The organism is Streptomyces sp. NBC_00829 (genome assembly GCF_045161795.1).
Classification (GTDB): Bacteria; Actinomycetota; Actinomycetes; order Streptomycetales; family Streptomycetaceae; genus Streptomyces.
Map to the genome: position 1 here is coordinate 5,710,446 of NZ_CP108867.1, position 26,455 is coordinate 5,736,900.

The 26,455-nt window shown below is 70.6% G+C and carries 19 protein-coding genes and 1 pseudogene; 8 read left to right on the plus strand and 12 right to left on the minus strand.

Annotated elements, in window-relative coordinates; translation table 11 throughout:
• The first annotated feature begins 219 nt into the window (after positions 1-219).
• Complete coding sequence (locus OG293_RS25285; RefSeq protein WP_406001067.1) at positions 220-1,191, plus strand: hypothetical protein; 972 nt, start codon at positions 220-222, stop codon at positions 1,189-1,191.
• 25 nt (positions 1,192-1,216) lie between these two features.
• A complete protein-coding gene (locus OG293_RS25290; RefSeq protein WP_406001068.1) occupies positions 1,217-1,768 on the plus strand; it encodes a hypothetical protein in 552 nt (183 codons plus the stop codon).
• A 304-nt stretch (positions 1,769-2,072) separates the two neighbouring features.
• Here the strand turns inward: OG293_RS25290 and OG293_RS25295 are convergent, their stop codons facing one another.
• The 4 genes from OG293_RS25295 to OG293_RS25310 all read right to left on the minus strand — a co-directional run bounded on the left by OG293_RS25295 (position 2,073) and on the right by OG293_RS25310 (position 7,129).
• Complete coding sequence (locus OG293_RS25295) at positions 2,073-3,998, minus strand: multicopper oxidase family protein (RefSeq protein WP_406001069.1); 1,926 nt, start codon at positions 3,996-3,998, stop codon at positions 2,073-2,075.
• On the minus strand, positions 3,998-4,438 hold the full coding sequence (locus tag OG293_RS25300) for an SRPBCC family protein (RefSeq protein ID WP_406001070.1): 441 nt from the start codon (positions 4,436-4,438) through the stop codon (positions 3,998-4,000). Before OG293_RS25300 ends, OG293_RS25295 begins: the two co-directional genes overlap by 1 nt.
• Positions 4,439-4,507: 69 nt before the next feature.
• The gene (locus OG293_RS25305) at positions 4,508-5,845 is read right to left on the minus strand and encodes a carotenoid oxygenase family protein (protein ID WP_406001071.1); all 1,338 of its coding nucleotides are present in this window, start codon (positions 5,843-5,845) and stop codon (positions 4,508-4,510) included.
• A 3-nt stretch (positions 5,846-5,848) separates the two neighbouring features.
• A complete protein-coding gene (locus tag OG293_RS25310; protein WP_406001072.1) occupies positions 5,849-7,129 on the minus strand; it encodes an MFS transporter in 1,281 nt (426 codons plus the stop codon).
• Between the two features lie 122 nt (positions 7,130-7,251).
• On the opposite strand from OG293_RS25310, the gene OG293_RS25315 reads away from it, so the two are divergent.
• A complete protein-coding gene (locus OG293_RS25315) occupies positions 7,252-9,915 on the plus strand; it encodes an ATP-binding protein (protein ID WP_406001073.1) in 2,664 nt (887 codons plus the stop codon).
• Here the strand turns inward: OG293_RS25315 and OG293_RS25320 are convergent.
• A complete protein-coding gene (locus OG293_RS25320) occupies positions 9,877-10,251 on the minus strand; it encodes a DUF2255 family protein (RefSeq protein WP_406001074.1) in 375 nt (124 codons plus the stop codon). The genes OG293_RS25315 and OG293_RS25320 overlap by 39 nt on opposite strands.
• 126 nt (positions 10,252-10,377) lie before the next feature.
• Here OG293_RS25320 and OG293_RS25325 point away from each other — a divergent pair, with 126 nt between their 5' ends.
• Positions 10,378-10,656 carry a hypothetical protein gene (locus OG293_RS25325; RefSeq protein WP_406001075.1) on the plus strand — a complete coding sequence of 93 codons (279 nt, stop codon included), beginning with the start codon at positions 10,378-10,380 and terminating at the stop codon, positions 10,654-10,656.
• Positions 10,657-10,802: 146 nt separating this feature from the next.
• Here OG293_RS25325 and narI read toward each other — a convergent pair whose 3' ends face one another.
• Genes narI through OG293_RS25345 form a run of 4 tightly spaced genes read right to left on the minus strand, consistent with a single transcriptional unit; the run spans position 10,803 to position 17,564 of the window.
• Positions 10,803-11,537, minus strand: a complete 735-nt coding sequence (gene narI / locus OG293_RS25330; protein ID WP_406001076.1) for a respiratory nitrate reductase subunit gamma — start codon at positions 11,535-11,537, stop codon at positions 10,803-10,805.
• Entirely contained in the window at positions 11,534-12,163 is a 630-nt protein-coding gene (gene narJ, locus OG293_RS25335; RefSeq protein ID WP_406001077.1) for a nitrate reductase molybdenum cofactor assembly chaperone, read from the minus strand. The genes narI and narJ overlap by 4 nt, the downstream gene beginning before the upstream one ends.
• Positions 12,160-13,857 (minus strand): nitrate reductase subunit beta, encoded by a 1,698-nt coding sequence (narH, locus tag OG293_RS25340; protein ID WP_406001078.1) that lies wholly within the window; start codon positions 13,855-13,857, stop codon positions 12,160-12,162. The genes narJ and narH overlap by 4 nt, the downstream gene beginning before the upstream one ends.
• Positions 13,857-17,564: a nitrate reductase subunit alpha gene (locus OG293_RS25345; RefSeq protein ID WP_406003705.1), complete on the minus strand. Its 3,708-nt coding sequence runs from the start codon at positions 17,562-17,564 to the stop codon at positions 13,857-13,859. Before OG293_RS25345 ends, narH begins: the two co-directional genes overlap by 1 nt.
• Before the next feature lie 408 nt (positions 17,565-17,972).
• On the opposite strand from OG293_RS25345, the gene OG293_RS25350 reads away from it, so the two are divergent.
• On the plus strand, positions 17,973-19,136 hold the full coding sequence (locus OG293_RS25350) for an MFS transporter (RefSeq protein ID WP_406003706.1): 1,164 nt from the start codon (positions 17,973-17,975) through the stop codon (positions 19,134-19,136).
• Between the two features lie 166 nt (positions 19,137-19,302).
• Here the strand turns inward: OG293_RS25350 and OG293_RS25355 are convergent.
• From OG293_RS25355 to OG293_RS25365, 3 genes and pseudogenes are all read right to left on the minus strand, one after another.
• Positions 19,303-19,443: pseudogene (locus OG293_RS25355) on the minus strand (universal stress protein); the annotation flags it as partial.
• Between the two features lie 224 nt (positions 19,444-19,667).
• Positions 19,668-19,952 (minus strand): hypothetical protein, encoded by a 285-nt coding sequence (locus tag OG293_RS25360; protein ID WP_406001079.1) that lies wholly within the window; start codon positions 19,950-19,952, stop codon positions 19,668-19,670.
• A gap of 312 nt (positions 19,953-20,264) precedes the next feature.
• Positions 20,265-20,690, minus strand: a complete 426-nt coding sequence (locus OG293_RS25365; RefSeq protein ID WP_406001080.1) for a cupredoxin domain-containing protein — start codon at positions 20,688-20,690, stop codon at positions 20,265-20,267.
• 180 nt (positions 20,691-20,870) lie between these two features.
• Between OG293_RS25365 and OG293_RS25370 the strand changes: the two genes are divergently transcribed.
• The 3 genes from OG293_RS25370 (at position 20,871) to OG293_RS25380 (ending at position 26,066) form a co-directional block, all read left to right on the plus strand.
• Positions 20,871-21,107 (plus strand): hypothetical protein, encoded by a 237-nt coding sequence (locus OG293_RS25370; protein WP_406001081.1) that lies wholly within the window; start codon positions 20,871-20,873, stop codon positions 21,105-21,107.
• A gap of 1,400 nt (positions 21,108-22,507) precedes the next feature.
• Positions 22,508-23,317 carry a molybdate ABC transporter substrate-binding protein gene (gene modA / locus OG293_RS25375; RefSeq protein WP_406001082.1) on the plus strand — a complete coding sequence of 270 codons (810 nt, stop codon included), beginning with the start codon at positions 22,508-22,510 and terminating at the stop codon, positions 23,315-23,317.
• Between the two features lie 682 nt (positions 23,318-23,999).
• A complete protein-coding gene (locus OG293_RS25380) occupies positions 24,000-26,066 on the plus strand; it encodes a ricin-type beta-trefoil lectin domain protein (protein WP_406001083.1) in 2,067 nt (688 codons plus the stop codon).
• Positions 26,067-26,455: the final 389 nt, after the last annotated feature.

Sequence of the window (26,455 nt, forward strand, 5' to 3'; positions counted from 1 at the left end):
TGAATCGCGACATGTTCATATCGCCAGACAAGTGAATGGGACATCTTGCCAGGTGAAAGGAGGTGCCGCAGGACGCAGGTGCCTGGCTGGGACGGTTGCGAGGCGAACGAGGTGCAGGTTGTCGTGATCAGGCCATTCTGTGGCCGGTATGTCATGTGCCACGGCACGTCTGCCTACGATCATGTGGCACTCAATGAGCCGCAGGCGGGGGAGACGGATATGGCCGGGACGGTACGCAAGCGAACCGTGTTCTTCTTCGAGATCGTCGAAGCCAAAGGCGGCCAGCCCCGCATGGAGCCCCAACCCTGGAGAGACTTCCTTGACCGTGTCGCGGTTTCGGAGCCGCACGAGCGGATCGTGCGCAGCGCGGACGATCAGCTGGTCGGGATCGTGGATACGGCCACCGCGGCCGACCATCTGCAACTCGCCAAGATCACCGGCGAGGTGCCGCACCAGCTCGACCACAGCAATGGCACCATTGAAGCTCTGCAGCTCGCGGCCGGCACGGATGTCGTCCATGTCACCACGCTCTGCTTCCTGCCGTACGGAAACATCATCGGCGCCTTGCACGGCGGCTTCTCCGCGCCGCGCGTCAGCGCCATCACCAAGTGGCTGAACGGGATCGGACTCCCGTGCGGTGAGGTCGTACTCAAGCCGGTGATTCACGCGCGAGCCCGTGAGAAACTCAGCCGCATCGAGGCGGTGTCGGAGTTCACCGTGCAGCTCGAGGGTGCCCCGGCGGACTCGGTCAGTGCCTTGAGAGCGCGAGGCGAGCTCGCGGACTCGCTGCGGAGTTTCGGGCAGCGTCACCCCGACACCTCCATCACGCTCTCCCTGAAGGTTCCCAGGCGCGGGGGACGGTTGAGCAGGCTCCGGAGGAACCGTGCCGCGACCCAACTGCGGAGCGATGTACTGCAGTTCATTCCCGACCTCGATGAGTGGATGGACGAGTCGGGTGTGGTGCGCTCGGTCAGCGGCCAGGTCGCCATACGGGACCCGCACCGACAGTCCCTGGAGTACGAGCCGCTCGACTTCCTGGCACACCGCATCACAGCGCAGTGCGATGTGCCGGTCGCGTTCACTGACGGCCGATCGGTCGATCTGCGCTACGCCGTCGACGCGATTTTCGCTGCGGCCCGTACGCATGAAAGTGCGCTCCAGGAAGCCTGTCAGTACGGACCGTTAACCTGAGCAGCAGTTCAGGGCTGGGGGTGACATGCTGGATTGGCTGTGGCGACGATGGGTTGGGCGGCCGGCGGTGGACTGGGTCCTCGCGCTGACGGTCACCGGCGTGCATGTGGCGGTTGTGCAGGTCGCAGACGGCGGGGATGTGCTGGCCTGGCCCGACAGGGAACAGCGGATCGCTGCCTACACTGCGACGGCGACCGTCGCCGCCGTCGTCGGCAGCTTCATCACCGCGGCCGTCACCCTGTACGCCGCATCCACCGGGCAGCGTATGCGCACGCTGCGCACACATCCCGTACAGGGGCCACAGTTCCGCCGGAACTGGATGAGCATCCTCAGTGCGACGCTGGTGATCTCAGGCCTGTGTCTCCTGGCCATCATTCTCGACACGACGCAGCGGGACCCCGGCGGGGCACACTGGTTGGCCGAGGTGGCCATTGCCCTGGGGGTTGCGCGGGCGACGCGGCTGGTGTGGCTGTTCGGCAAAGTCGTCGCGGGGGGCGACATCGATCTCGCGGATGTCGCACTCACTCCATCGGGGCCGGCCTCGCCGCCGGCGCCGGTGCGGAGGCCGGGAGTGTGAGGGGCGCCGGCGCCGGAGCCTCTGCGCGTTAAAAGGTCAGTCCGCTGCGGGAGTTCGGGACCCTTTTCCGAGCTGGCGAGATCGTCCCTTGCTGAGCTGCGGATGTGCCAGGGCGTCGCGAGCCGGCTCGTAGCCGACCACCAGCCAAGAGCCCTGCGAGCCGTCGGGCATCCGGACCCGGTGGACCGGCGCCCGGGCGCGCAACTGCGCACAGCGTTCGTGCGCCGCTGCCTCGAATTTCGGGTGTGCCGACGAGGACCGGGTCCGGACCGGGCGGAGTGGCCATCTACGTGGTGTATCCCCCTCAGTGCGCCGGGCCGTGGTACGGCGTGGTGACGTCGTCGTAGGCCAGGTGCATGATCATCCCGCTCTCGGCGTGTTCGAAGTTGTGGCAGTGGTCCATCCACACACCGGGGTTGTCGGCGGTGAAGTCGAGCTCGTAGCTCTCGCCCGGAGCGACGTTCAGCGTGTCGGTCCACCATGCGCTGCCCGAGACCGCCTCGCCGTTGCGCGAGAGCACCCGTACCCGGTGCCCGTGCAGATGCATGGGGTGGTCGATGATCCCGCGGGCGGTGATGCGAATCCGTACCCGGTCGCCCTCGTGGACCATCAGGGTCGGCACGGCCGGTGAGAGGCGGCCGTTGATGGTGTCGGTGTAGGTGAACGAGCCGCCGGTGAAGCCGAAGCCGTTGTCCAGCACCAGGTTGAACGTGCGCTGGTACGGGCCGCCTTCGGGCTTCGGGCCGGTCCGACTGCCGTACGACAGGCGGTCGAAGAGTCTGCCCGGCTGCAGTTCGGCGGGGGCGGCGCGCCCGTCGGGGCTGAAGGCGAGGCCTGCCTTGTTGGGGATCTCGGAGGTGTCCAGCCGCAGCGTCACCGCGCCGTCCGGCATGGTGAAGGCCACGTCGTAACGGCCGCCCGCGGCGAGGAACAGGTCTGTACCGGGCTTGAGTTCTCCCGGTTCGCCGATCGGGTTGCCGTCGTGGGCGGTGACCCGGAACGGGGTGCCCCCGAGCAGGATGCGGTGCGGCTCCTTGGAGCTGTTGATCAGTCGCAGCACCACCGGGCTGCCGGCCGGGATCGCGCGGCGTTCGGCAGTGTCCGCTGTGCCGAAGGCCCCGATCTGGTCCTTGCCGCCCCCCGGCCACAGATGCGTGAACACGTTTCGCTGCACGCCCTGCTGGCCGTCCTCGACGATCAGCGCGCCGAACAGGCCGCGCTCCACGGTGCGTTCGGAATCCCGGTGCGTGTGGTACCAGTACGTGCCGGTGCGGTCGGGTATGAAGCGGTAGACGTGCCGCTCTCCCGGGCGGACCGGGTTCTGGGTGATGCCCGGCACCCCGTCCTCCGCGTTGGGCACGTCCACGCCGTGCCAGTGCAGGGTGACGCCCTCGGCCACGTCCTTGTTGACCAGGGTGACCTCCACCAGCTGCCCTTGCTTGACCCGCAGTTCGGGGCCGGGGCTCGTGCCGTTGAAGGTGAGCGCGTCGATCTTCCTGCCCGAGGACAGCCGTACGGTGCTGTGCGCGGCGGTCAGGGTGAAGCGGGCGTCGGGGGTGCCCTCGCGCGGGCCGGTCAGCTCGTCCACGGAGCGCATGGCAGGGGCCTCGGCGCCGTGCCGATGGCCCATGGCGTGCACGGAGTGCCCGGTGCGCTCCGGGCCGCCGCCCCAGTCCATGGACTCCGACTCGCTGACCAGGAACAGGCTGCCCAGCGCCGCCGCGGTGACCACCGAGGCGACCAGGGAGAGCCAGGGCAGCCGGGCGAGCCGGCCGCCGCGGGAGCGCCGGTCGCCGAGCAGGAGGGAGATCCCGATCGTCGTGGCCAGGACGATCGCCGACGCCCCCACTGCGATCGGCAGATCCTGCGGACCGGGCGGGACGTACAGGAAGTAGAAGGACAGCCAGGCACCTATCGCCGTGGTGTGCGCGGCGACGGCGGTGCGACGTACCAGCGCCCATACCAGCGGCAGCACCACGACGGGCAGGCCGAGCAGGAAGCGGTGGCCGACCAGCTGCCACCCGCTGGTCGCCAGCAGAAGCACCGCGACCGCCAGCCGGGCGGCGACGACCCCGGCGGTGACGTACAGGACGAGCGGTCGTTGCCGCTCCTCGCGCTGCGCTGATCCGGGTTGTGCCTGGCTGCGGCCGGCCCGGCGCCCCAGCAGGCCGCCGGTGACCGCCAGCACGAAGGCCAGCACCAGATCGGTGAGGAAGAGTGGCTCGGCCACTACTCCGCCGCTTTCTTCAAAGCGTCGAGCCAGGCGCAGATCGACTGGTCCAGCGCGGCGGCGAGGTGCTCCCGGTCGGCCTCGACCGGGGCGCCCGCCCAGGACTCCCGGGTGCGCACCACGACGCCGTCGCCGTCCGCGGTGAAGGTCCACTCGTGCACGCCGGTGATGCCGTGCGCGGGACCGCCCCACAGGATGCGGTGCGGGGCGTCGACGGCGTAGATGGTGGAGTCGATGGACAGGCCCGCGGTGGACCAGTGGAAGGTGGTGCCGGGGGCGATGGGGCAGTCGAGCCGGGCCTCGGTGATGTCGAGCTGCCAGAGAGGCCAGGAGCCGATCTCGGTGTGCAGGTGCCAGACCCGCTCGACGGGAGCGGCGATCCGGATGGAGTGGTCGACGACGACGGGGGCGTTCTCGTCGATGGTCGTGGGGTAGGTCATGGGAGTTCCTCGGGTTTCGGGGCCCGGGCCGCCGCGGCGAGGCAGCGGCGGCCCGGGCAGGGGGAAGGGTCAGGCGGACGGGTCGGAGTCGGGGATCCAGTGGCCGTGGATGCCGGAGGGCACCCTGCGGGGGAGTTCGACAGCGGCCACCGTGCTGAGGTCGCCCGCGTCCAGGACGAGCAGCTCCGAGGCGTCGGCCTTGAGGTCGCTGACGATGGTGAGCAGGTAGCCGTCGTCCTCGCAGGTCCCGCCCTCGGCGGCGGCGAAGACGGCCTCTCCGGGCATCCGGTCCTCGCCGTGCGCGTGCAGCGTCTGCTCGCCGCTCTGCGTGTCGAACTTGACGGTGTGGTAGCCGGATATGCCCGCGCCGGGGAATGCGATGGCGTAGCTGTAGCGGTTCACCGAGCCGGTGTGGGCGTCGTTGATCGACGGGAACTCGGTGACCAGGTCGTCGAGGGACTCGGTGGTGGCCTTGCCGGTGGCCGGGTCCATGATCCACCGGTGGAAGGTCGAGCCCGCGTCGGGGCTGGTGCCGAACCCGGGAGCGCCGACCCACCACTTCCACGAACTCTCCCAGGCGGACCTGTCGAAGCGCGGTGCTTCGAGGACGATCCGGCCCTGCGCGTCGGTGTAGGCGTTCGCGACGTGCAGCAGCGCCGCCTGATCGTCCACCTCGTACCAGGTGGTCTTGCCGCCGGTGCGCGGCATCACTCCGATGCGGAGCGGGACATCGTCGTGCCAGCGGTAGGGGATGCCGGAGTGCTCGGCGTGGTCGAAGACCACGGGCGAGTTGATGAAGACGGCGTGGTCACGGGTGATGGCGAAGTCGTGCATGAGGGACGGGCCGGACCCGTCGACGACTTCCGACCGAATGATCTCGCCGGCCGCGTTGGCCACGTAGTAGGTCAGGTAGGGCGGGAAGGGGCTGTAGCCGAAGAAGTGCAGCTCGCCGGTGACCGGGTCCTCCTTGGGGTGAGCGGTCATCGCGCTGGTGAGCTTGCCGCCGAAGTCGTAGACGCCGATCGTGTCGAGGTTGGCGCTGACCTCCCAGGGCAGGTTGGCCTCCTGCAGGGCGAGGTAGCGGCCCCCGTGGAAGATGATGTTGGTGGCCGCGGCGCTGACCTCGAGCTCGGTCCCGGTGAACGGCACACCGTCCAGGAACGGGGTCTTCACCCAGCGGTTGCGGTACCACTCGGCCCGGCCGCCCTTGAGGCGGACGCCGTGAATCATGCCCTCGCCGCGGAACCAGTGGCTGGGGGTGATGCCCGGCTTGGGGTTGTGGCCGTTGCGGAAGTAGCGGCCGTTCAGCTCGGGCGGCAGGGTCCCGCGTACGGTCAGTTCTCGTGCGGTGATCTCGTCGGTGACGGGGGTGAAGTGGCCGTTGATGTACGGCTTGGCCAGGGTCATGACTCATGCCTTTCGAAGGGAGAGAACCGAGATGAGCAGGGTGATGGCGGCGCAGGCCAGGAACGCCCCGCCATAGGACGGGAACAGGACCAGGAAGGACAGGCCGATGGCTCCGCCGATCTGCCGGGTGGCGTTGACCAGCCCGCCGGCCAGCCCGCTGTCGGCGGCCGGAACGCCCTCGGCGGACATCGCCGTGAGCCGGACGAAGGCCACCCCCAGCCCGATGCCGATGAGGAGCGTCGGGCCGAGCAGGTCGAGCAGGAAGCTGCCGTCCGCCGGGGTCCGGGACAGCCACGCCAGCCCGGCCGCGAGGATCAGCAGGCCCGCGGGGAGCACGGAACGGCCGGAGATTCTGCCGGTGACCCACGAGGCGAGGGTGATCATGAGGGCGAGGGGAAGCTGGGTCAGCCCGGCCTCCAGGGGCGTGTAGCCGAGGGTGCGCTGCTGGTAGAGGGGCAGGAAGTAGAACAGGCCGAGCCAGACCGCACCCAGCAGTGCCATCAGCACATTGGGCACCGCCACCACGGTCATGCGCCCCGGCAGCAGCGGGTCGGCGGCGCGGCGCTGGAGCACCACGAACAGGCCGAGCAGTGCCAGGCCGATCACCGCGAGCGGCCAGAAGCCGGACAGGCCGTAGGTGAGAGCGACCAGTCCCACCGTGACCGTCACCGCGCCCGGCGCGTCCAGGCTTCCGCCGCGTGGCCGGTCGGCCCCGACCAGCAGCCAGGTGGCCACCAGGACGGCCAGGGCCAGAGGCACCATCACGACGAACACCGCCCGCCAGCCGTACAGGCTGGTGAGCACGCCGCTCAGCAGCACGCCCGCCGCCCCGCCGGCACCGGAGACCGCGCCCCACACTCCGAGCGCCGTGCCACGTCGTTTCCCGGCGGGGTAGAGGGTCAGCACCAGCGCCAGGGCCGTGGGCGCCAGCAGCGCGGCGCCGATTCCCTGCAGCGCCCTGCAGATGATCAGCACGATCGCGTTGGGAGCCAGTGCCGCGCCCAGGGAGGAGAGGGCGAACAGGCTGATGCCCAGCAGAAAGACGCGGCGAAGGCCGTACATGTCGCCGGCGCGTCCGCCCGGCAGCAACAGCGCGCCGAAGACCAGCACGTAGGCGTTGACCGTCCACGCCTGGCCCGTGTCCGAGAGATCGAGCCCGGCTCGGATCTGGGGGAGGGCGACGTTCACGATCGAGGTGCTCAGTACGACCAGGAACTGGGCCATGGCCAGAACCGCCAGCGGTGTCCAGCCGGTGGTGGTCCGTTGCAGCGCGGTGCGATTCATGACTCGACGGTCGCAGCGGGCGCCCGGCGCTCGCGTCGGTAGTCATCGCCTATACGACCCAATCGGCGACTGGGGTCGTTCCCGGAGTCCGTTCGGCGACACGATTGCCTAAGCTCCCAAGCATGGTCGAGACAAACACGGATGTGCTGATCGGTCGCCAGGTGGAGGTACTGCAGCTCGACGCCCTGCTGCAGGCCGCTCGGAAGGGACGGGGCGGCGCCCTGGTCCTGCGCGGTGAGCCGGGCATCGGCAAGAGCGCACTGCTGCGGCATCTGGACGAGGCCGCGTCCGGGTTCCTCGTCATGCAGGCGTCCGGAGCGGAGTTCGAGATGGAGCTCCCGTTCGCCGTGCTGCACCAGTTGCTCGCGCCTGTGACGGGTCAGCTGACGGCGTTGCCTCCGCCGCACCGCAAGGCGTTGGAGATCGCTTTCGGCCTCGACACCGGCATACCCGATCCGTTCCTGGTCGGCGTGGCCTCGCTGGGCCTCCTGGCGGAGACGGTGCGGGAGCGCCCGCTCCTGTGTGTCGTCGACGACGCACAGTGGCTGGACCAGGCTTCGGCCAAGGCGCTGGCCTTCCTGGCCCGGCGGGTCTCGGCCGAACCGATCGCGGTGGTCTTCGCGGTACGCGAGCCGAGCCGTCTGCCCGAGCTCGACGAGTTGCCCGGCCTCACCCTTCATGGTCTTGGCGAAGCGGATGCCCGGGCGCTGCTGGCCGCGGTGATCCGCGCCCCCTTGGACGAGCGGGTGCGCGACCGCATCCTGGCCGAGGCGCGCGGAAACCCCCTCGCGCTGGTTGAGCTGCCCAGGACCGCCGGACTGGCAGGGATGTCGGGCGGCTTCGACCAGCCCGCCTCCCTGCCCGCCGTGATCGAGCAGAGCTTCGGCTCCCGGCTGGAGCTGCTGCCGCCCCCGGCCCGGCTGCTGGTGACCGTCGCCGCCGCCGACCCGATCGGCGACGCCGGCCTGCTGTGGCGTGCGGCCGAACTGCTGGGCATCGACCCGGCTGCCGCTGCGGACTCCGTCCCGCTGGTCGAGTTCGGCACCCGGATCCGCTTCAGCCATCCACTCGCGCGCTCGGCCGCCTACCGCGCCGCGGCGCCGGAGGAGCGGCGGAGGGCGCATGAGGCGCTGGCCGCCGTGACCGACCCGGTCGCCGACCCCGACCGGCGAGCCTGGCATCGCGCCCAGGCCAGCTCCGGACCGGACGAGCAAGTGGCCGCCGAGCTCGAAGCCTCCGCCACCCGTGCCAGGGAACGCGGCGGTGTCGCGGCGGCGGCGGCCTTCCTCGAACGCTCGGCCGCGCTCACGATCAGCCCGGACCTCCGTGTCGAACGGGCGCTCGCCGCGGTCCAGGCCAAGCTCTCGGTGGGCGCATTCGACGGGGCGGCCGATCTGCTCAGCACCGTCCCGACCGACGATCCGCGCCAGGCCGCCAGGGCCGACCTGCTCCGCGGCCGGCTGTCCTTCGTCCGCCGCCGAGGCGACGAAGGCCCCACGGAGTACCTCCTGCGTGCTGCCGCCCGGCTGGCGGCCACCGATCCTCCCTGGTCACGGGAGCGCTATCTCGACGCCATCGAGATGGGCCTCCTCATCGGCGGCCTCGACCAGGTGGTGGAGGCCGCCAGGGAAGCCCCGTCGTCGGGCGAGCCGGCCTCCAGCGCGGACGCGGTCCTGACCGGCCTGATCAGCCTGGTCAACGACGGGCATGCGGCGGCGGGGGCAATCCTCCGGCCGGTCCTCGGCGACGTCGACGACGAGGTGTGGACCAGGCGGCCGTCACTGGGCTTCATGGTGGCTGTCGAGCTGTGGAACTTCCACGCCCTGCAAGGCATCGCCACCCGCGCCGTCGCGGCGGGCCGCGAGTCGGGCTCGTTCCACGCGCTGCCCATCGGGCTGGCCATGCAGGCCACCGCCACCATTCACGCGGGCGACTTCGGTGCCGCGATGGAGCTGATCTCCGAGGAGGAGGCGATCGCCGAGGCCACCCGCGCGGCACCGCTGGTCTACCCGCGCCTCCACCTGGCCGCGATGCGTGGGCGGCGCCAGGAGGCCGTCGAACTGTTCGCGTCGGTGGATCACCGGATGAGCCTCAGCGCGCAGTGGGCGACGGCCGTCCTCAACAACGGCCTGGCCGACTACCCGGCCGCGCTGGAAGCGGCGAAGCACGCGGTCGAGTACGGCGCCGTCGGCACGGCAGGCCTTGCCCTGCCCGAGCTGGTCGAGGCGGCCGTACGGTGCGGCGAGGCCGAACTCGCCGCCACGGCTCTCGCGTCCCTCCGGGAGCGCGCCCAGGCGGGCCGGCAGGCGTGGGGGCTGGGCGTCGAGGCCTACGCGCGGGCTCTGGTGACCGAGGACGAGGCCGCCTATCAGGAGGCGATCGACCTTCTCGGCGACAGCGCACTGGTGGTCTACCGAGCCCGAGCGCATCTGCTGTACGGAGAGTGGCTGCGCCGCCAGGGCCGGCGGCGCGACGCCCGCTCGGAGCTGCGGCTGGCGCACGAGTCGCTGTCCGACCTCGGTATGGAGGCGTTCGCCGAGCGCGCCGCAGGCGAGTTGCGCGCCACGGGCGAGCACGCCCGCAGCCGCTCGTCGCAGGCCTCGGACCAGCTGACGATGCAGGAGGTGCACATCGCGCGCCTGGTCGCCGACGGCGCCACCTCCAAGGAGGTGGCGGCCAAGCTGTTCCTCAGCCCCCGGACGGTCGACGCGCACCTGCGCAACATCTTCCGCAAACTCGGGCTCACCTCACGCAGGCAACTGCGCGACCTCCCTGACATTCGTTAGCCGCATGGTGGTGGCCGCGGCCTCGTGCCCGTTCATCGACTCCACGGGGCCGGGCCAGTGCAATCCGTACTTGGCCCGGTAGGCACCGGAGACGCACTGGAGGAGCTCGGGATCGTCCACCGGCTGGAGGGTGACGGACAGGCGGACCCCGGCCACCTCCACCTCCGTGTCCGCGTGCTGCAGGACCCGGCGGTACCAGGCGCTGCGCTGCCCGAAAGCCGAGCGGACATACGCCTTCCCGCCGAGCACCACCACCCAGACCGGCCGTGCCGACCACCGGCCGTCCGCACGCCGTACCCACATCACGATCTCCGCGCGATTCTCGAAAGTGTTCATGAACCAACGCTCTCTTCTCCGGCACTGCGTACGCGTCGGTGACGTCCACCTAGATAGGCGCCGTTGGCCGCGATAGGCACCGATCGCCGACGCGAGACCGGTGTCGGCACGACGAAGCTGAGCGTCATGACGAACACCGAGATGAACCCCGCAACCGTCACCGTCACCGACACCGCAACCGCAACCGCAACCGCAACCGACACCGACACCGTCACCGACACCCGTGAGGCCCCTGCCGCCGACGCGCCTCACCCGAAGAGCAAGAAGAAGAACAAGGCCAAGCGGCGCGCGGCCAAGGCTCTGGCGTGGTTCGCCCTGGTCTTCACCGCGCTCCTGGTCCTGGCCGAGCCGTGGCTGCTGTTCCCGGTCGCCGCCCTGATGCTGGCGGTCTCCCTCTGGGACTGAGGTGGCCGAGCCTCTCTTCGCCGCCGGGCCCCTTCACGCTCGCCGCACGGAACGACCTCGCCCGATGGCGGGGCGAGCTGCCTGGTCTGCATGCCCATGGTTCATCGTGTTCCGCTTCCTCTCGTCCGACGCGAACGCCCGGGTGTTCATGAGCCCGGGCCTTCCCAGCCACGGCGTGTCCCCGGCGAACGGTCGCTGACGGAGCGGGACCGGTAGACGACGTACGGCCGGAACAGGTAGCCGATCGGCGCGGTAAAGGCGTGCACCAGCCGGGTGAACGGCCAGATGGCGAACAGCAGCATGCCGATGAGCGTGTGCAGTTGGAAGGACAGAGGCGCTGCCGACATGGCGTCGATGTCCGGCTGCAGCGTGAACACGGAGCGGAACCAGGGCGAGACGGTCTCCCGGTAGTGGTGCACCTCGCCGACGGCGCCCGCGCCCAGCAGGGTGGTGATGATTCCGGCGACGATGGCCGCGACGAGCACGACGTACATCGTCTTGTCGTTGCGCGTGGTCGCCATGAACACCGGACCGGTGGTGCGCCGGCGGTGGATGAGGATCGCCGCTCCGGCGAGTGTGGCGAAACCGGCGACGCCGCCGAGGACGAGCGCCTGCACGTGGTACGCCGTCTCGGACACGCCCATGGCCGATGTCCAGCTCTGCGGAACGACCAGCCCGATCACATGGCCGATGACGACGACGAGGATGCCGAAGTGGAAGAGCGGACTGCCGATGCGCAACAGCCGGGACTCGTACAGCTCGGAAGAGCGGGTGGTCCAGCCGAACTGGTCGTACCGGTACCTCCATACGGTGCCGCCGACGAGGATCACGATGGTGACGTACGGCAGTACACCCCACAGCAGGACATCGAGAGCCTTCACCGTCGGGCACCTCCCGACGGCGCCGGGCCGAAGGGCTCCAGGCCGACGGTCTCCTGGGGCGGGCCGGTCCGGGCCAGGCGCTGAGCGGCGGCGCGGTCCTGCGGGGACGGGCCGGGCAGGAGCGCACACACGGCCTCGACCACGGCGGTGTAGGGGGAGTTCGCGTCGCGCAGCGCCAGCCGCAGCAGCTCGACCCCGGCGCGGTGCTCCTGGAGGAGTGCGAGCCCGTCGGCCAGGTCGCCGGTCGCCGTGTACTCGAGTACGACCGGCAGGTAGTCCGGGAGCTCCTTGCCGCCGAGTTCGAGGCCGTGGCGGCGGTACCGGTCTTTGAGGGTGGCCAGGGCCTGGCCGCGGCGGCGGGTCTCGCCGTCGGTCCACCAGGTCAGGTAGAGGCAGCAGCGGCGGCGCCGGTCGAAGGTGGCGACGTAGGCCTCGGCGAGGTCGCGTGGCGGTGTGGCGGCGAGGTGGCCGAGGAAACGGGTCAGCGCCGAGTGCGCCGTGCCGGGAGGCAGTGTGGCCAGGGCCTCGTTGACCAGGGGAATCCGGTGCCGGACGGCATCGTCGGGATACTGGAGCAGAATCGCGGCCGCCTGGCAGACCACCGCGGCGTCGCGCTCGGCGATCACGAATCCTCCTCCGGCTGCGGGTGCCCGGGCGGGAAAAGCCCTTCCGGGCGGCCCTTGCCGTCCCAGTTGAGCAGGTTGATCCGGGCGCCCCGCTGCTCCGGGTCGGCGATGCCACCGGTGGTCTGGCGCTCCTTCAGGGCGTGGAACGTCTCGACGGACACGGGTACGGGGCGGCCGGACGCTTCGCCGAAGGGGCCGCTCCCGTACATTCCGGGACCCCCCTCGTAGTCGAGGCTGCAGGCCGTCTCTTCGAGCCTGCGGCCTTCGGTTTCGTAGGCGGTGGGGATCACGTAGCGGTCCTGGTACTTGGCGATGGCAAGCAGCCGGTAGAGCGAGGTGACCTCCTGTCCGGTCATCCCGGCAGCCGTGGCGATCCGTTCATCGGGTGGGTCGCCGAGGTTGACAGCTCGCATGTAGGACCGCATGGCCGAGAGCCGTTGCAGGACGCGGCGCACGGGCTCGGGGTCGCCCGCGGTGAACAGTTCGGCGAGGTACTCGATCGGGATCCGCAGGGTGTCGATGGCGCCGAAGAGGTTGTCGATGTCCTCGCCGTCGTGGCCGGTGTCGGTCAGCGCGTCGACGACCGGCGACAGCGGTGGCACGTACCAGACCATCGGCATCGTGCGGAATTCCGGATGCAGAGGGAGCGCCACCCGGTAGTCCTTGGCCAGGGCATGGACGGGGGAGCGGCGGGCGGCCTCCAGCCAGTCTTCGGGAATGCCGTCCCGGCGCGCCGCCGCGATCACCTGCGGGTCGGACGGGTCGAGCATGAGGCCGAGTTGGGCCTCGTACAGATCCTTCTCGTCGGCGACGGATGCGGCGGCTCCGACGCGGTCGGCGTCGTAGAGGACGAGGCCGATGTAGCGCAGCCGCCCCACGCAGGTCTCGGAGCACACGGTGGGCAGGCCCACCTCGACCCGCGGATAGCAGAAGGTGCACTTCTCGGCCTTGCCGGTGCGGTGGTTGAAGTAGACCTTCTTGTACGGGCAGCCGGTCACGCACATCCGCCAGCCCCGGCAGCGGTCCTGGTCGACGAGGACGATGCCGTCCTCGGACCGCTTGTACAGCGCCCCCGAGGGGCAGGAGGCGACGCACGAGGGGTTCAGACAGTGCTCACAGATGCGCGGCAGGTAGAACATGTACGCCTGCTCGTACCGGAAGCGCACCTTTTCCTCGGCCTCGCGGCGGATGCGTTCGATGACGGGGTCGTGGTCGGCGATCTCGGCGCCGCCTCCGAGGCTGTCGTCCCAGTTGGCGCTCCACTCCACACGCATCGGCTCGCCGGAGATCAGCGACTTCGGCCGGGCTACGGGGAAGTCGTCGCCCAGCGGGGCGGTGGTGAGGTTCTCGTAGTCGTAGGTCCAGGGCTCGTAGTAGTCGCGGATGTTGGGGAGCACCGGGTTGGCGAAGATGGTGAGCAGCTTGCGCAGCCGCCCGCCCGCTGTGAGCCTGAGGCGGCCGCCGCGGGTGCGGACCCAGCCGCCCCGCCACCTCTCCTGGTCCTCATAGCGCCGTGGGTAGCCCTGGCCGGGCCTGGTTTCGACGTTGTTGAACCAGACGTACTCGACGCCGCTGCGATTGGTCCATGCCTGTTTGCAGGTGACCGAGCAGGTGTGGCAGCCGATGCACTTGTCGAGGTTCATCACCATGGCCAGCTGCGCCATGCAGCGTCCGATCGGCTCACGCGCGGGCATCAGTACGTCACCTCCTGGGAGCGTCGGCGGACCACGGTGACCTCGTCGCGCTGGTTGCCCGTCGGGCCGAGGTAGTTGAAGGCGAACGACAGCTGGGCGTATCCGCCGATGAGGTGGGTGGGTTTGATCAGGATGCGCGTCAGGGAGTTGTGGATGCCGCCGCGCCGCCCGCTGGCCTCGGCGATGGGTACGTCGACGACCCGTTCCTGCGCGTGGTGGACGTACACGGTGCCGGTCGGCATGCGGTGCGAGACGATCGCGCGCAGCACCATCACACCGTTGCGGTTGACGGCTTCGACCCAGTCGTTGTCGCGCACGTCGATGACCGCGGCGTCGGCGGGGCTCATCCAGACGGTCGGGCCTCCGCGGGAGAGCGAGAGCATGAACAGGTTGTCCTGGTACTCGGAGTGGATGGACCACTTGGAGTGCGGGGTGAGGTAGCGGACGGTGACCTGTCGCTCCCCGTTCGGGCCGATCTCGGGCTCCCCGAAGAGCCGGTGCATGTCGAGCGGCGGGCGGTAGACCGGTAGCGTCTCGCCGAACTCGTGCATCCAGTCGTGGTCGAGGAGGAAGTGCATCCGGCCGGTGAGGGTGTGCCAGGGCTTGAGCTCCTCGACATTGGTGGTGAAGGCCGCATAGCGCCGGCCGCCGGTCTCGCTGCCCGACCACTCGGGGCTGGTGATGACGGGGACGGGCTGGGCCTGGGTGTCGGCGAAGGTGATCCGCCGCTCCTCGCTGCCCTCGGCGAGGTGGGCGAGTGGCCGTCCGACGCGCCGCTCCGTGGTGCGGAAGCCCTGCACGGCGAGCCGGCCGTTGGTGGTCCCTGACAGCGCCAGGATGGCCTCGGCCATCTTGGCGTCGGTGTCCAGGGCGGGACGGCCGTCGCCCGCGCCGCCGAGCATCACCCCGTTGGCGTGGGCCAGACGCTCCACCTCGTCGTCGGGGCGAAGCGTCAGCCCTTTGACGGTCAGCCCCAGTTGTTCCGTGAGCGGGCCCAGCGTGGTGAGCTTGTCGGCGACCGCCCCGTAGTCCCGTGTCACCAGGGTCAGGGCCGGCATCGTGCGGCCGGGGACCGCGGTGACCTCGCCGCCGCGCCAGTCGCGGACGGTGCCGAGGGCTTGCGCGGTCTCGCCCGGGGTGTCGTGCTGCAGCGCGGTGGCGACGACGTCATGCCGTACGCCGAGGTGCTCGCGTGCCATCTCACTGAAACGCCGGGCGATGGCGGTGAACGCGTCGAAGTCGGAGCGGGTCTCCCAGGGCGGGTCGATCGCCGGGGTGAAGGCGTGGACGAAGGGATGCATGTCCGTCGAGGACAGATCGTGCTTCTCGTACCAGGTCGCGGCCGGCAGGACGACATCGGCGAGCAGCGTCGAGCTCGTCATCCGGAAGTCCATCGCCAACAGCAGGTCCAGTTTTCCCTCGGGCGCCTCCTCCCGCCAGACGACGTCGCGGGGACGGCCCTGCGGCGGCGTCTGGCTCGCGCGCAGACTGGAGTGAGTGCCGAGCAGGTGCTTGAGGAAGTACTCGTTCCCCTTGCCGGACGAGCCGAACAGGTTGGCCCGCCACAGGGTCAGGCAACGGGGCCAGTTCCCCTCGGCGTCCGGATCCTCGCAGGCCCAGCCCAGCTCGCCCGAGGCCAGCTTGCGGAGTGCGTACTCCGTGGGAGCCTCGCCCGCCGCGGCTGCCTCGTCGGCCAGGTCGAGCGGGTTGCGGTCGAACTGCGGGTAGGAGGGCATCCAGCCCAGCCGCGCGGACAGCGCGAGCGTGTCCGCGGTGTGCATGCCGGCCAGATCGCCGCGGGCCAGCGGTGAGGCGAGGGCGTCGGCGCGGTATCCGTCGTAGCGCCACTGGTCGGTGTGGGTGTACCAGTACGCCGTGCCGATCATCTGCCGGGGCGGGCGCTGCCAGTCGGTTGCCATGGCCAGAGTTGACCAGCCAGTGAAGGGACGGCACTTCTCCTGGCCGACATAGTGCGCCCAGCCGCCACCGTTGCGCCCCATCGCTCCGGTGAGCATCAGCAGCGCCAGGATCGCCCGGTAGGTCGTATCCCCGTGGAACCACTGGCAGATCCCCGCCCCCATGATGATCATCGTGCGGCCCTCGGACTGCTCGGAGTTGCGTGCCATCTCGCGGGCCACCCGGATGACGGTCGCAGCCGGCACGGAGGTGTGCTCCTCCTGCCAGGCGGGAGTACAGGGCTGGCCGGAGTCGTCGTAGCCCGTCGGCCAGTCGCCGGGCAGGCCCTCGCGCCGGACGCCGTACTGCGCCAGCATCAGGTCGAAGACCGTCGTCACCAGCCGCCCTCCGATGCGCCGCGCCGGAACGCCGCGGCGCAGTACGGTGCCGGTCGCCTCGGTCGCCTCGGTCGCCTCGGTCGTGTCGAAGCGCGGCAGAAGCAACTCGACGGGCTCCGCCTGTTCTCCCAGGAGTGTCAACTGCGGGCTGATGTCGCCGAGGTCGAGATTCCAGCGCCCCACGCCGGATGCCGTCCACCGCTCGCCCAGCGTGCCGCCCGGCTGGGCCGGCTCACCCGTGCGGCCGTCGACCACCACGGTCTTCCACTCGCTTCCCTCGGACGTCTCCCCGAGGTCGGACGCGCGCAGGAACTTCCCCGGTACGAAGGAGCCGTCGCGCTCCTCCAGCGTCACCAGGAACGGCAGGTCCGTGTAGCGCCGCACATAGTCGACGAAGAACGGCACCCGGCGCTCGACGAAGAACTCCTTCAGGATCACGTGCCCCATCGCCATGGCCATCGCCCCGTCGGTGCCGGGCTGGGCAGGTAGCCACTGGTCGGCGAACTTCGTGTTGTCGGCGTAGTCCGGCGACACCACGACCACCTTCTGGCCGCGGTAGCGGGCCTCGGCCATCCAGTGCGCGTCGGGGGTCCGGGTGACGGGGACGTTGGAGCCCCACATGATCAGGTACGTGGCGTTCCACCAGTCGCCGGACTCCGGCACATCGGTCTGGTCCCCGAACACCTGCGGTGAGGCGACGGGCAGATCGGCGTACCAGTCGTAGAAGGACGTCATGCACCCGCCGATCAGCTCGATGAACCGCGAGCCGATCGCATGCGAGACCATCGACATCGCCGGGATCGGTGAGAAGCCGGCGATCCGGTCCGGACCCCACCGCTTGATCGTGTGCACATGTGCGGCCGCCACCATCTCGACCGCCTCGTCCCACGACACCCGCACATGACCGCCCTTGCCGCGGGCCCGCTGGTACCGGCGCCGCCGCTCCGGGTCGCCCACCACGTCGGCCCACGCGAGCACCGGGTCACCCAGGCGTTCCCTGGCCTCGCGGTACATCTCGACGAGGACTCCGCGCGCGTAGGGGAAACGCACCCTGGTGGGCGAGTAGGTGTACCAGGAGAACGCCGCCCCCCGTGGGCAGCCGCGCGGCTCGTACTCCGGGGAGTCCGGGCCGACCGACGGATAGTCGGTCTGCTGGCTCTCCCAGGTGATGATCCCGTCCTTGACGTAGACCTTCCACGAGCACGAGCCGGTGCAGTTCACGCCGTGCGTCGATCGCACGACCTTGTCGTGACTCCACCGGTCCCGGTAGAAGACGTCTCCCTCCCGCCCTCCCTTGTGGAAGACCGCCCGGCGATCGGGCGTGACCTCACGCCGGGTGAAGAAGCGCCCGGCGCGCAGCAAGGCGTCCGCAGCCGGGTCGTCGTACGCGTGCTCGTCATCCCCGGCGGGCACGCGAGGGGTACCGCTGTCCGCCACGATCGTCACCTCTCACTTCGCATGCGGCCATGGGACACCTGACCGGCTGCCTCGCTCACACCTGGCATCTCCGCACCGTTCCGGACCGACGGAGAGGCCGCGGCTGCCCCGAGTGCGTCGTCCAAGTCCAGTCGTGCCGAGGCTTCCCGGCCAGGGGGCGAACGTCCCGCCGCTTGACCCGCATGGCCCTCCTGCCGCCATGGCTCACTCGGCAGCATCACCCGCGGCGGCGGGCGCGTCGTACGGATGACCGGACGGGCAGGCGCCAGCATCGTGAGCGAGTCGATGAGCGGGGCACCCCGTCTCTGGCAAGGAGGAACTCCCTTGAGCCGCACTTCTTCGCCGCGGACAGGTGGGGCGGCGGCATCCACGCAGCCGACGCGGATGCTCGTCCTGGCAACGGCCGGATTCATGATCTGCTTCTGGGCGTGGGCCTTGCTGGCCCCGCTCGGCCCGACCCTCCGGGACGACCTGGACCTGACCTCCTTTCAGCAGTCCCTCGTCGTGGCGGTACCGGTGATCGTCGGCTCGCTCGGCCGGATCCCCGTGGGCGCACTCACCGACCGCGTCGGCGCGCGCCGGATTTTCCCCCTCGTCGCCGCGCTCACCGTCCTGCCCGTGCTCTACCTCGGCCATCTGGCCGACTCCCTGCCCGAAGTGCTGGCGGGCGGTTTCCTCCTCGGCCTGGGCGGAACGACGTTCGCGATCGGGGTGCCCTTCGTCAACGCCTGGTACCCGCCCGAGCGGCGCGGACTGGCACTGGGCATCTTCGGTGTCGGCACGGGCGGCACCGCTCTCTCGTCCTTCACCACCGTGCAGCTGGCCGACGCCGTCGGGTATGCGTTCCCTTTCGACCTGGTCGCCGGCCTCCTGGCCGTATACGCCGTAGCGGCACGCCTCCTCCTGCGCGACAAGCCCGGCCGGACCGTTCCGGCCGGCTCCCTGCTCGCGCGCACCACGGCGACCCTTCGGATGCCCGCCACCGTGCAGCTGGCCGTCCTCTACGCCGTAGCCTTCGGCGGGTTCGTCGCGTTCAGCGTCTACCTGCCCACCTACCTCACCAGCGCCTACGGCCTCGGACGGTCCGACGCTGCCCTGCGCACCGCGGGCTTCGTCGTCCTCGCCGTCGCCATGCGCCCGGTCGGCGGGTGGCTGTCCGACCGGCTGCACCCCGTGCCCGTACTCATCGCCGCTTACACCGCCGTGACTGTTTTCGCCCTCCTCGCTTCCTTCGAGCTGCCGCTCGTCCCGGTCGGAACGCTCGCCTTTCTGTGCATGGCGGCTGCCCTGGGCGCGGGATCAGGCGCTGTGTTCGCGCTCGTCGCCCGGCTCGTGCCACCGGAGCGGGTCGGCTCGGTCACTGGTGTCGTGGGCGCCGCCGGAGGCTTGGGCGGCTTCTTCCCGCCCCTGGTCATGGGCGCCATCTATGGAGCGGCAGACGACTACACATGGGGATACGTGCTCCTGGCGGCCACCGCGGGCGCTACCGCGGTGTTCACCGCCACCACGGTGCGCCGCCGGGCCCGGGAGGCGCCGCGACCGGGGTAGGCCGGCGACACGGCCTGCTCGGGCGCTCAACCGCGGACGTCATCCGGGGGACTGTGGTGACGAGCTTCCCGACCTCGCGCCCGTCACGCGTACCGGAAGTCCCATCTCGTCGTAGTCCGCGTACGCATCCCGCCCGTCCCGGCGCACGATACGGGCTGGCTCGACGTCAGGCGTGCGGTACGACGGCCACGGGGCAGGGGGCATGGTGGATCACCGCGTGCGTGACCGACCCGATGTGGGCGCCGGACGCGGACCTGCGGCGGCCGACGACCACGAGTCGCGCATCGGCCGCCGCTTCGACAAGGTGTCCCCATCACTCCACCGGGACCCGGGGCAGGGGCCCGGTGAACGGAGTGGCTTCGGCGGGAGACCAGGGTCTTTCGTTTGGATCGTGCCGGATCGGTGAGCGGAATCTGGTGCCGTGGACCGCAAGGCGGAGGAGGGAGGCCTGGCGGAGCCATGCCGACCGACCACAACGCGGCGTGACGCGGCACCGGGGCACGCGAGCCCGGCACGATCCAACGAGCGGCGTTAGCGGGCGAGCGACCCGTTCTGGGCGTCGGACACGGACTGCCACGCCTCCATGCCGGCTCGGGACGCCTCCTTCGCCTGCCGCCACTTCATGGCCGCTTGCTGGGCCGGGGGCACGTCCATGTCGCGGATCATGCGCCGACCTGCTTTGACCACGGCGAAGGCCACGGTGGCCATGCCGACGCACGCCACCGCGGCACCGGCCGCGGTGAGCACGGCACCTGTCGTGACGAGGCGGGTGTCGATCTCGATGGTCCGCTGGGACTGGTGGTGGTGATGGTTCATGTCTCCACCATCCAATGGGGAGAACCACATCGCATCCCGACCAACGGCTCAGGCGGCCGGACAACCCGGTTGGTGGTACGGAAGGCCGGGCACCAGGTCCGAGCCAGGGGCGGTCGTCGTCCGCTCGGCCGTCAGCACCGCTGCCGTGACCGTCTGGAGGGGGCGGTCGTCTCCTGTACGGGAACCACTCTGAGTGTGCTCACCGTGCCCGCGAGGCCGGCCTCCACCATGGGAGGGCGCAAACACGTGCCGGCCGCTGCGGTCAGCGACCGGTCGCGCGGGGAGTCGACGCGGGGGCGTCGGACTCTGACGTCAGCTCACGCTGATGGTGCCCTTCATAGTCGGGTGGATGGTGCAGATGTAGGGATAGCTGCCGGATGCCGACGGAGCGATGAAGGTGGCCGTTTCGCCGGCATCGATGCTGCCGGTGTCGAATGCCTTGTCCCCGGTGGCGGTCACGGTGTGCGGGACGGAGTCCAGGTTCTCGACGATGACCTTCGTGCCGGGGCGCACCTGAAGGTTCGCCGGGCTGAAGGTGAAGTTCTTGATCGAGATGTGTGCCGCGCCGACGTTGGAGGTGGGCTTGGACGATGCGCTGGTGGTGGTGGTCGTGGTGGCCGGGGTGGGTGTGGTGTCATCGCCGTTGTCGCTGTTCGAGCAGCCGGTCAGGGCGAGCAGGACGCAGGCTCCGCCCACTCCGAGGGCGGTGCGGACCCGGTGCGGATAGGTGAGTGACATTCCGGGCGGACCTTTCCGACGAGGGACGCCGTGGTCAGGGAGCGGCCGGCGATCGGCCGCCGCACTCAGATTCACCCTCCTCGGTCGCGCTCGCCAGAGCGGTACCGCCAGCCGCGATGCCGTTCACCTGAATGCCGACGTGAGCCCTGTTCATGCCGGGCTCGGAGGCCCCTGAGGCGCGTGGCGCGCCGTCAGTTCCCGATGGCGGCGGTCGGCGGCACACCCGTGGCGCTCGGCGCGGGACGGGCCGTGGGCGAGGGCGAGGTGCTGACACTGCCGGAAGGACTCGCGGGCGGTGTCGTCGGTGAGGCCGAGGCGCTGGGGCGGGCACTTGAGGGCCGGGGAGGTGCCGGACTGGCCTCCACGGGCGGGCTGGTGGGGGCCGCGGGGCTGTGGGAAGCCGGTGATTCCCGGTGAGTGGCCGTCGCGCGAGGGCGCAGGCTCGCGCCACCTCTGCGGTCCCGGGCGCCTCCTCGGGCCGGGTGCGTGACCGGACGTTCCACCGGGGGCGACGCTTTCGGTGGTGTGGTGACGTGGGCGGGGGGCTCGTCGGGGTACGCCAGTTCCGGGCTCGGCGCTGCTCGGGGTAGACCGCCGGAGTTCTCGGGCAGCAGGGATGCGGCGGCCAGACCGGCGACCATGGCGACGGCCGCCGCGGCAAGCGTCCGGCCGCCGTACCTCTTCGATCGCGGCGGACGGTGGTGCCGGGCTGTGGGCCCATCGGCCGAGGGGGCGGCGGGGGGCCGGGGAGGACCGGGGGGCTCCACGAAGCCCGGTCCCTCGCTGAAGCGGGTCTGCGGCATAACGGTGCCGACTGCGGGCGCACCGCCGCTCAGATCGCTCGGCGGTGCCATGTCGGAGTCGTATGCCCCGCACTCCGGGCACGTCACGGCACCGCTCAGGACACGGCGGCAGGGGAAGCAGTAGTCCATGGCTCGACCGCTCAGCCCGTGAGTTCCTGGAAGGAACCGGAACCGGAACCGGAACCGGAACCGGAACCGGCCGACCGGGCTGGGCAGCTGGTGCCGGGAGTGCGTCGCTCGATGTCTTCCTGACGGATCCCTGGCATGTGTGAACCTCACTCACTCGCCGGTCTGCGGGCGGGTCACCGGTTACCGAGGTCAACGGGCAGGAGCGAGTCGGCGTTCAAAGAGTGGCCGAAACGTGGCCACACTGCCACACAACCCCTTGGGAAATTACGGCTGGTCAAAGACAGCCACCCCACTTCGGCCCATGAGCCGCAGGCCACGGCCCTCTCCCGGTCACCTGCCTGCGCCTGATGGGGCTGACGCCCTTCTCGACGCGGCGACTCCCTTCGCCTCCGCGATGTGCTCGGCTCCTGCGCGTCACCACGGGGGGCTCGGCCGCTCTCCGTACGCGGCAGCGGCGGGCCAGGAGCGATCGGTCGTCCGCGCTGTTCCGGCGCCGGTCCTCGCTGTGGCCGGCCGCGCTCACGCCGGCCGGCCGGGTGCTGGTGCTGCTGCCGCCGCGGCCGGAGCCGGCGTCCATCAACCAAGGGAACGCCCCTTTTCGGCCCTGTTGTACCTCGCGTGTGTTCCCGGGACCGCGGACGGCCGGGAGGGGCGCGCGTGGGGCTTTCTCCATGCGGTCTGGCATTTGCTACGGAGAGCGGCTCAACGGCTTGTAAATGCCATCGGAAACGACCTACGGTGTCGCATATGCGCGATCGCGCTCGCCGATGCTCATCACGCATTCAAGATCGCGCATTCAAGCGGCGTCGCCCCTCACCGGCGCGGCTCGTCACCGTCCCGCCCCGGTCGGCCCCGGCCGCCCGTGTCACCAAGGAGTTCCACCCCATGACGTCCGCTTTCACCCGCCGCCGCGCAGCCGCGGCCGTGCTGACCGCCGCCCTCCTGGTCCCGCTCTCCGCCTGCGGCAACGACGGCGACACCAGGACGGACAGCAGCACGAAGGGCACCGCCTCCGCCGCAGGCGCCCCCAAGGCCGACCTGACCGTGCTGGCCGCCTCCTCGCTCACCAATGTCTTCAAGACCGCGGGGGCCGCCTACGAGAAGGCCCACCCGGGCACGAAGATCACCTTCTCCTTCGCCGGATCGCAGGAACTCGCCGCCCAGGTGAAGCAGGGCGCGCCCGCCGACGCGCTGGTCACCGCCGACACCAAGACCATGGACGGTCTCAAGTCGGACACCGGCACGCCCACCGTCATCGCCAGGAACCGCCTGGTCATCGCCACGGTCGAGGGCAACCCCAAGAAGGTCGATGAGCTCAAGGACCTCGCGGACACCAAGCTGAAGGTCGTCCTCGCCGCTCCCGAGGTCCCCGTCGGCCGCTACAGCAAGAAGATCCTCGACGCACAGAAGATCGTCGTGAAGCCGGTCTCCCAGGAGCCCAACGTCCGCGCGGTCCTCAGCAAGGTCGAACTGGGCGAGGCCGACGCCGGGCTCGTCTACAAGACCGACGCCGCCACCGCCACCGGCAAGGTCGACGCCGTGGAGATCCCCGACGCGCAGAACGCGATCGCCGCATACCCGGCGGCGACCCTGAAGACCTCCAAGAGCAGCGAGGCCGCCGCCGCCTTCGTCGCCTGGCTCTCCACCCCCGAGGCGCAGAAGATCCTCCAGGACGCCGGTTTCCAGAAGCCGTAGTGCGGGTGTGCGGGTGCCCGGTCCGGGGGCGGCCGGGCACCCGTGGACGTTTCCCCGTCGCGGCCGGCGTGGAGTCTCCCCGCCTCGGGCGGGGCACCCGTGGACGTCTCCCCGTCGCGGGCCGGCCGTGGAGTCTCCCCGCCGTGGGCCGGGCACTCGTGGACGTCTCTCCGCCGGGAGGCGATGGTCCGCCTTTGAGCCTTTGAGCTCGGCCTGTTTGCTGTGCCCGTTGTACGAGAATTCGGCGTATGTGCCGAGGGTCGGCGTGATCGTCGCCGACCGCGCGTCCGAACCGGTCCCGGCCCGCGCTCCGTTGGAGGTCGCGCGGGATGCGGGGCGCGCGTGAGGCGCTCGACGACCTGCCGCGCGCCTATCTCGGATAGGCGCTTACTGCGCAGAAAACGCCCAACTCTGAACAAGAGTCGAGGGCCTTTCTTCTTTTCCCGCCAGGACCGGGAATGGTCGCTGTCCGGAACTCTTGTTCCATGCCTGGGGGTTGTGTAAGGGTGAGCTTCCTCACGCCCGAACATGGCGAATTTGTTCACTCGTTCGAATTGGCTGCGGTGTAGACCAAGTGCGCGCACTCTTTCAAGCGACAGAAATGGCACCGGCCAGTAATCACGGGCCGACGAACCGGCACGGCTCAACCCCCCACCGCAATGCCCTGGATGGAAAGACGTCTATGCAGAATCCCCGTACTCCGGGTTCCGTCCCTCCCTCTCGCACCGGCCTCAGCTCCGGGGACTCCGACGAAGGTCTCGCGGCGACACTGAGGACCAGCGGGGGGAACGACGAGGCCCGTCCCGTGGCCGTGCTGCTGGCGAGGCACTGGCAACCCGTCTTCGACTACACGTCGATCTGCGCCCCCTCGGCCGGGGCGGCTGCCATGCTCGCCACCGCGGCCTGCGGCACGGTGCTGGAAAGCCTCCGGCACGCCCGGGCGGGAACGGCGCTTCGGCCGCTCTTTTTGGTGACGGCCCGTCAAATCGGCAAGACATGGGCGGCCGACGAGCGGATCACCGCACTGCCCGAACTCCAGAACCCGGACACAGGCCGGGCAGTTCCGGTCGACATGTTCACCATCGCGGAGAATCGAAGGCTTGTCCGGCTGGCATTCCAGGCAATGACCGCGCCCGCCCAAACCCTGCTCTGGCACGCCGAGGTCGAGGCGGAGGGAATATCTGTACCGGCCGGTTTGCTGGCCGTTGATCCCCGCAGCGCGGCGGCCCAGCTCGACCAGGCCCGTGAAGTCTTTCGGGCGGGCTGTCTGCGGGGCCATCTCGAACTCGCCCCCGACAAGGAATGCCGCCACTTCAACCGGCTGCTCGACGTATCCCTGCGCCGCGGTGGCACGCTGATACCGGACATCAAGGCGCATCTGGCGAAGTGCCGGCACTGCCGCTTCGCGGCGGAACAGCTCAACCACGTCGGCGGCCGGCTGCCCCTGCTGCTGGCGGAGGGCCTCCTCGGCCGGGCCGCCCAGCCCTACCTCGACTCGCGGCCCGCCCGTAACAACGATCGCTCCCAGACCCGGGGCGCTGCCGCACGCGGCGCGGACGGTGTGCGGGAGGCGGTGCGCAGCGCCGGCCGGCACTCGCGCGGCGGACGCCCACGCAGCCTGCCGCGCATCTCCCTCTCGCAGCGCAGCCGCGGCGCGGTCATCACCGGACTCGGGATCGCGACCGGGCTGCTCGTCGTGGCGACGGCGGTCACCGAACTCTGGCCCGGAGACGCCAGCCACGCCGGACCGGCCGTCCCCAGCGGTTCCCTCTCCGCGGTCCCCGCCCCCGGGCCCCGGGTGCCGTCGGCTCCTCGGCCGTCGGCCTCCTCGGCGGGGCTTCCGACGACCCCGCTGAACACGCGGTTGCGCAGTGTGGGAGCGCGTCTCTGCCTCGACATCCGGGACAGCAGGGTGCAGGACGGTGCGGACGTGACGCTCGCAGCCTGCTCGCGGTCGGTGACCCAGCAGTGGGTGTACGAGAGCGACGGACTGCTGCGCAGCGCGGCGGCCCTCGACCTGTGCCTCGACTCCCATGAGCTCGACGGTGTGGCCGAACTCGGCGTCTGCGCGGAGGCGTCGGCGGACAACGCCGCGGACGTGCGCTACGACCTGACCCTCCAGGGCGATGTGATCCCCCGCTGGAATGAGGGTCTGGCCCTCGTCCCCGCCTCGCCGGAGGCCGGGACCCCGGTGGTCGTCAAGATACGTGACGGTTCCCCCGAGCAGCGATGGGCCACTGACAACGTTGCCTCCGCCGGGCCCAGGATCCGTCCGAGCGCGGACACGGGCGGGCCTTCCACCAAGGAAGTCAACGTCACGCCGTCGGTGGACGGCACACCGGCCGAGGGAACGCCCGTGGATAAGCCCGGTGCGGCCACCGTGGGTGCGGGGCAGGAGGCGTCCGGCCCTAACCGGCGGCCCGGGCCCAGCGCCCGTCGTGCCGGCGAGCGCGGGTCCGGGGACGGGGACGGGGACGGGTCCGGGGACAGGGCGTACGCAGACCGCCCGGCGGAGAATGTGCTCAGGCTGCGCCAGGCCGATGCCACGGAGCTTCTCGCGGCGACCGGGTGGGACCTGCGCGATTCGGAACTGCTCACGGCGACCGCGCGGGTCGTGCGCGGCACACCGCTGCTCGCGGTGACCTGGTGGGACCTGCGCGACACGATGCTGCTCCAGGCGGCCGTCCGAGGCCTGAACGGGACGGAACCGCCGCGCCTGCGGGGGAGCGCGGTTCGCCTCGACGGCTGATGCCCGTCCGCCGACGGTCCATACGCATCTGCGTGCAGCTCGCGCCCGCCGGGCACGAGCTGCACGCCTGCGCCGCGGAGGCGGGGGACTCGGTGTAGCCCGTCCGGGCCCGCATGGTGTGGTCGTGCGGGTCCGCATCCACGTCGGCGCGCGCTCCGCATCCACGTCGACGTGCGGGTCCGCGTTCATGTCGGCATACGGGGCGGGAAACCCGACAGATCAAGCCACGGCACGCTGTGTCGCTCGCCGCGGTCAAGCCGACACGCCCGAGCTCCGGCCCCCGGCCGCGCTCGTGCTTCCGCCTGTGTGGTGTCGTCTGTCCGGATATCTACGCTGTCGACGCCTAAACCATGATGAATGTCTCGCGCCCCTCTGCCCGGCGGGCCGGC

Bases quoted from the DNA above. Each gene is read 5' to 3' on its own strand.
- OG293_RS25285 (WP_406001067.1), top strand. From the start codon at position 220: ATGGCCGGGACGGTACGCAAGCGAACCGTGTTCTTCTTCGAGATCGTC.
- OG293_RS25290 (WP_406001068.1), top strand. From the start codon at position 1,217: ATGCTGGATTGGCTGTGGCGACGATGGGTTGGGCGGCCGGCGGTGGAC.
- OG293_RS25300 (WP_406001070.1), bottom strand. From the start codon at position 4,438: ATGACCTACCCCACGACCATCGACGAGAACGCCCCCGTCGTCGTCGAC.
- OG293_RS25305 (WP_406001071.1), bottom strand. From the start codon at position 5,845: ATGACCCTGGCCAAGCCGTACATCAACGGCCACTTCACCCCCGTCACC.
- OG293_RS25310 (WP_406001072.1), bottom strand. From the start codon at position 7,129: ATGAATCGCACCGCGCTGCAACGGACCACCACCGGCTGGACACCGCTG.
- OG293_RS25315 (WP_406001073.1), top strand. From the start codon at position 7,252: ATGGTCGAGACAAACACGGATGTGCTGATCGGTCGCCAGGTGGAGGTA.
- OG293_RS25320 (WP_406001074.1), bottom strand. From the start codon at position 10,251: ATGAACACTTTCGAGAATCGCGCGGAGATCGTGATGTGGGTACGGCGT.
- OG293_RS25325 (WP_406001075.1), top strand. From the start codon at position 10,378: ATGACGAACACCGAGATGAACCCCGCAACCGTCACCGTCACCGACACC.
- narH (WP_406001078.1), bottom strand. From the start codon at position 13,857: ATGCCCGCGCGTGAGCCGATCGGACGCTGCATGGCGCAGCTGGCCATG.
- OG293_RS25350 (WP_406003706.1), top strand. From the start codon at position 17,973: ATGCTCGTCCTGGCAACGGCCGGATTCATGATCTGCTTCTGGGCGTGG.
- OG293_RS25360 (WP_406001079.1), bottom strand. From the start codon at position 19,952: ATGAACCATCACCACCACCAGTCCCAGCGGACCATCGAGATCGACACC.
- OG293_RS25365 (WP_406001080.1), bottom strand. From the start codon at position 20,690: ATGTCACTCACCTATCCGCACCGGGTCCGCACCGCCCTCGGAGTGGGC.
- modA (WP_406001082.1), top strand. From the start codon at position 22,508: ATGACGTCCGCTTTCACCCGCCGCCGCGCAGCCGCGGCCGTGCTGACC.
- OG293_RS25380 (WP_406001083.1), top strand. From the start codon at position 24,000: ATGCAGAATCCCCGTACTCCGGGTTCCGTCCCTCCCTCTCGCACCGGC.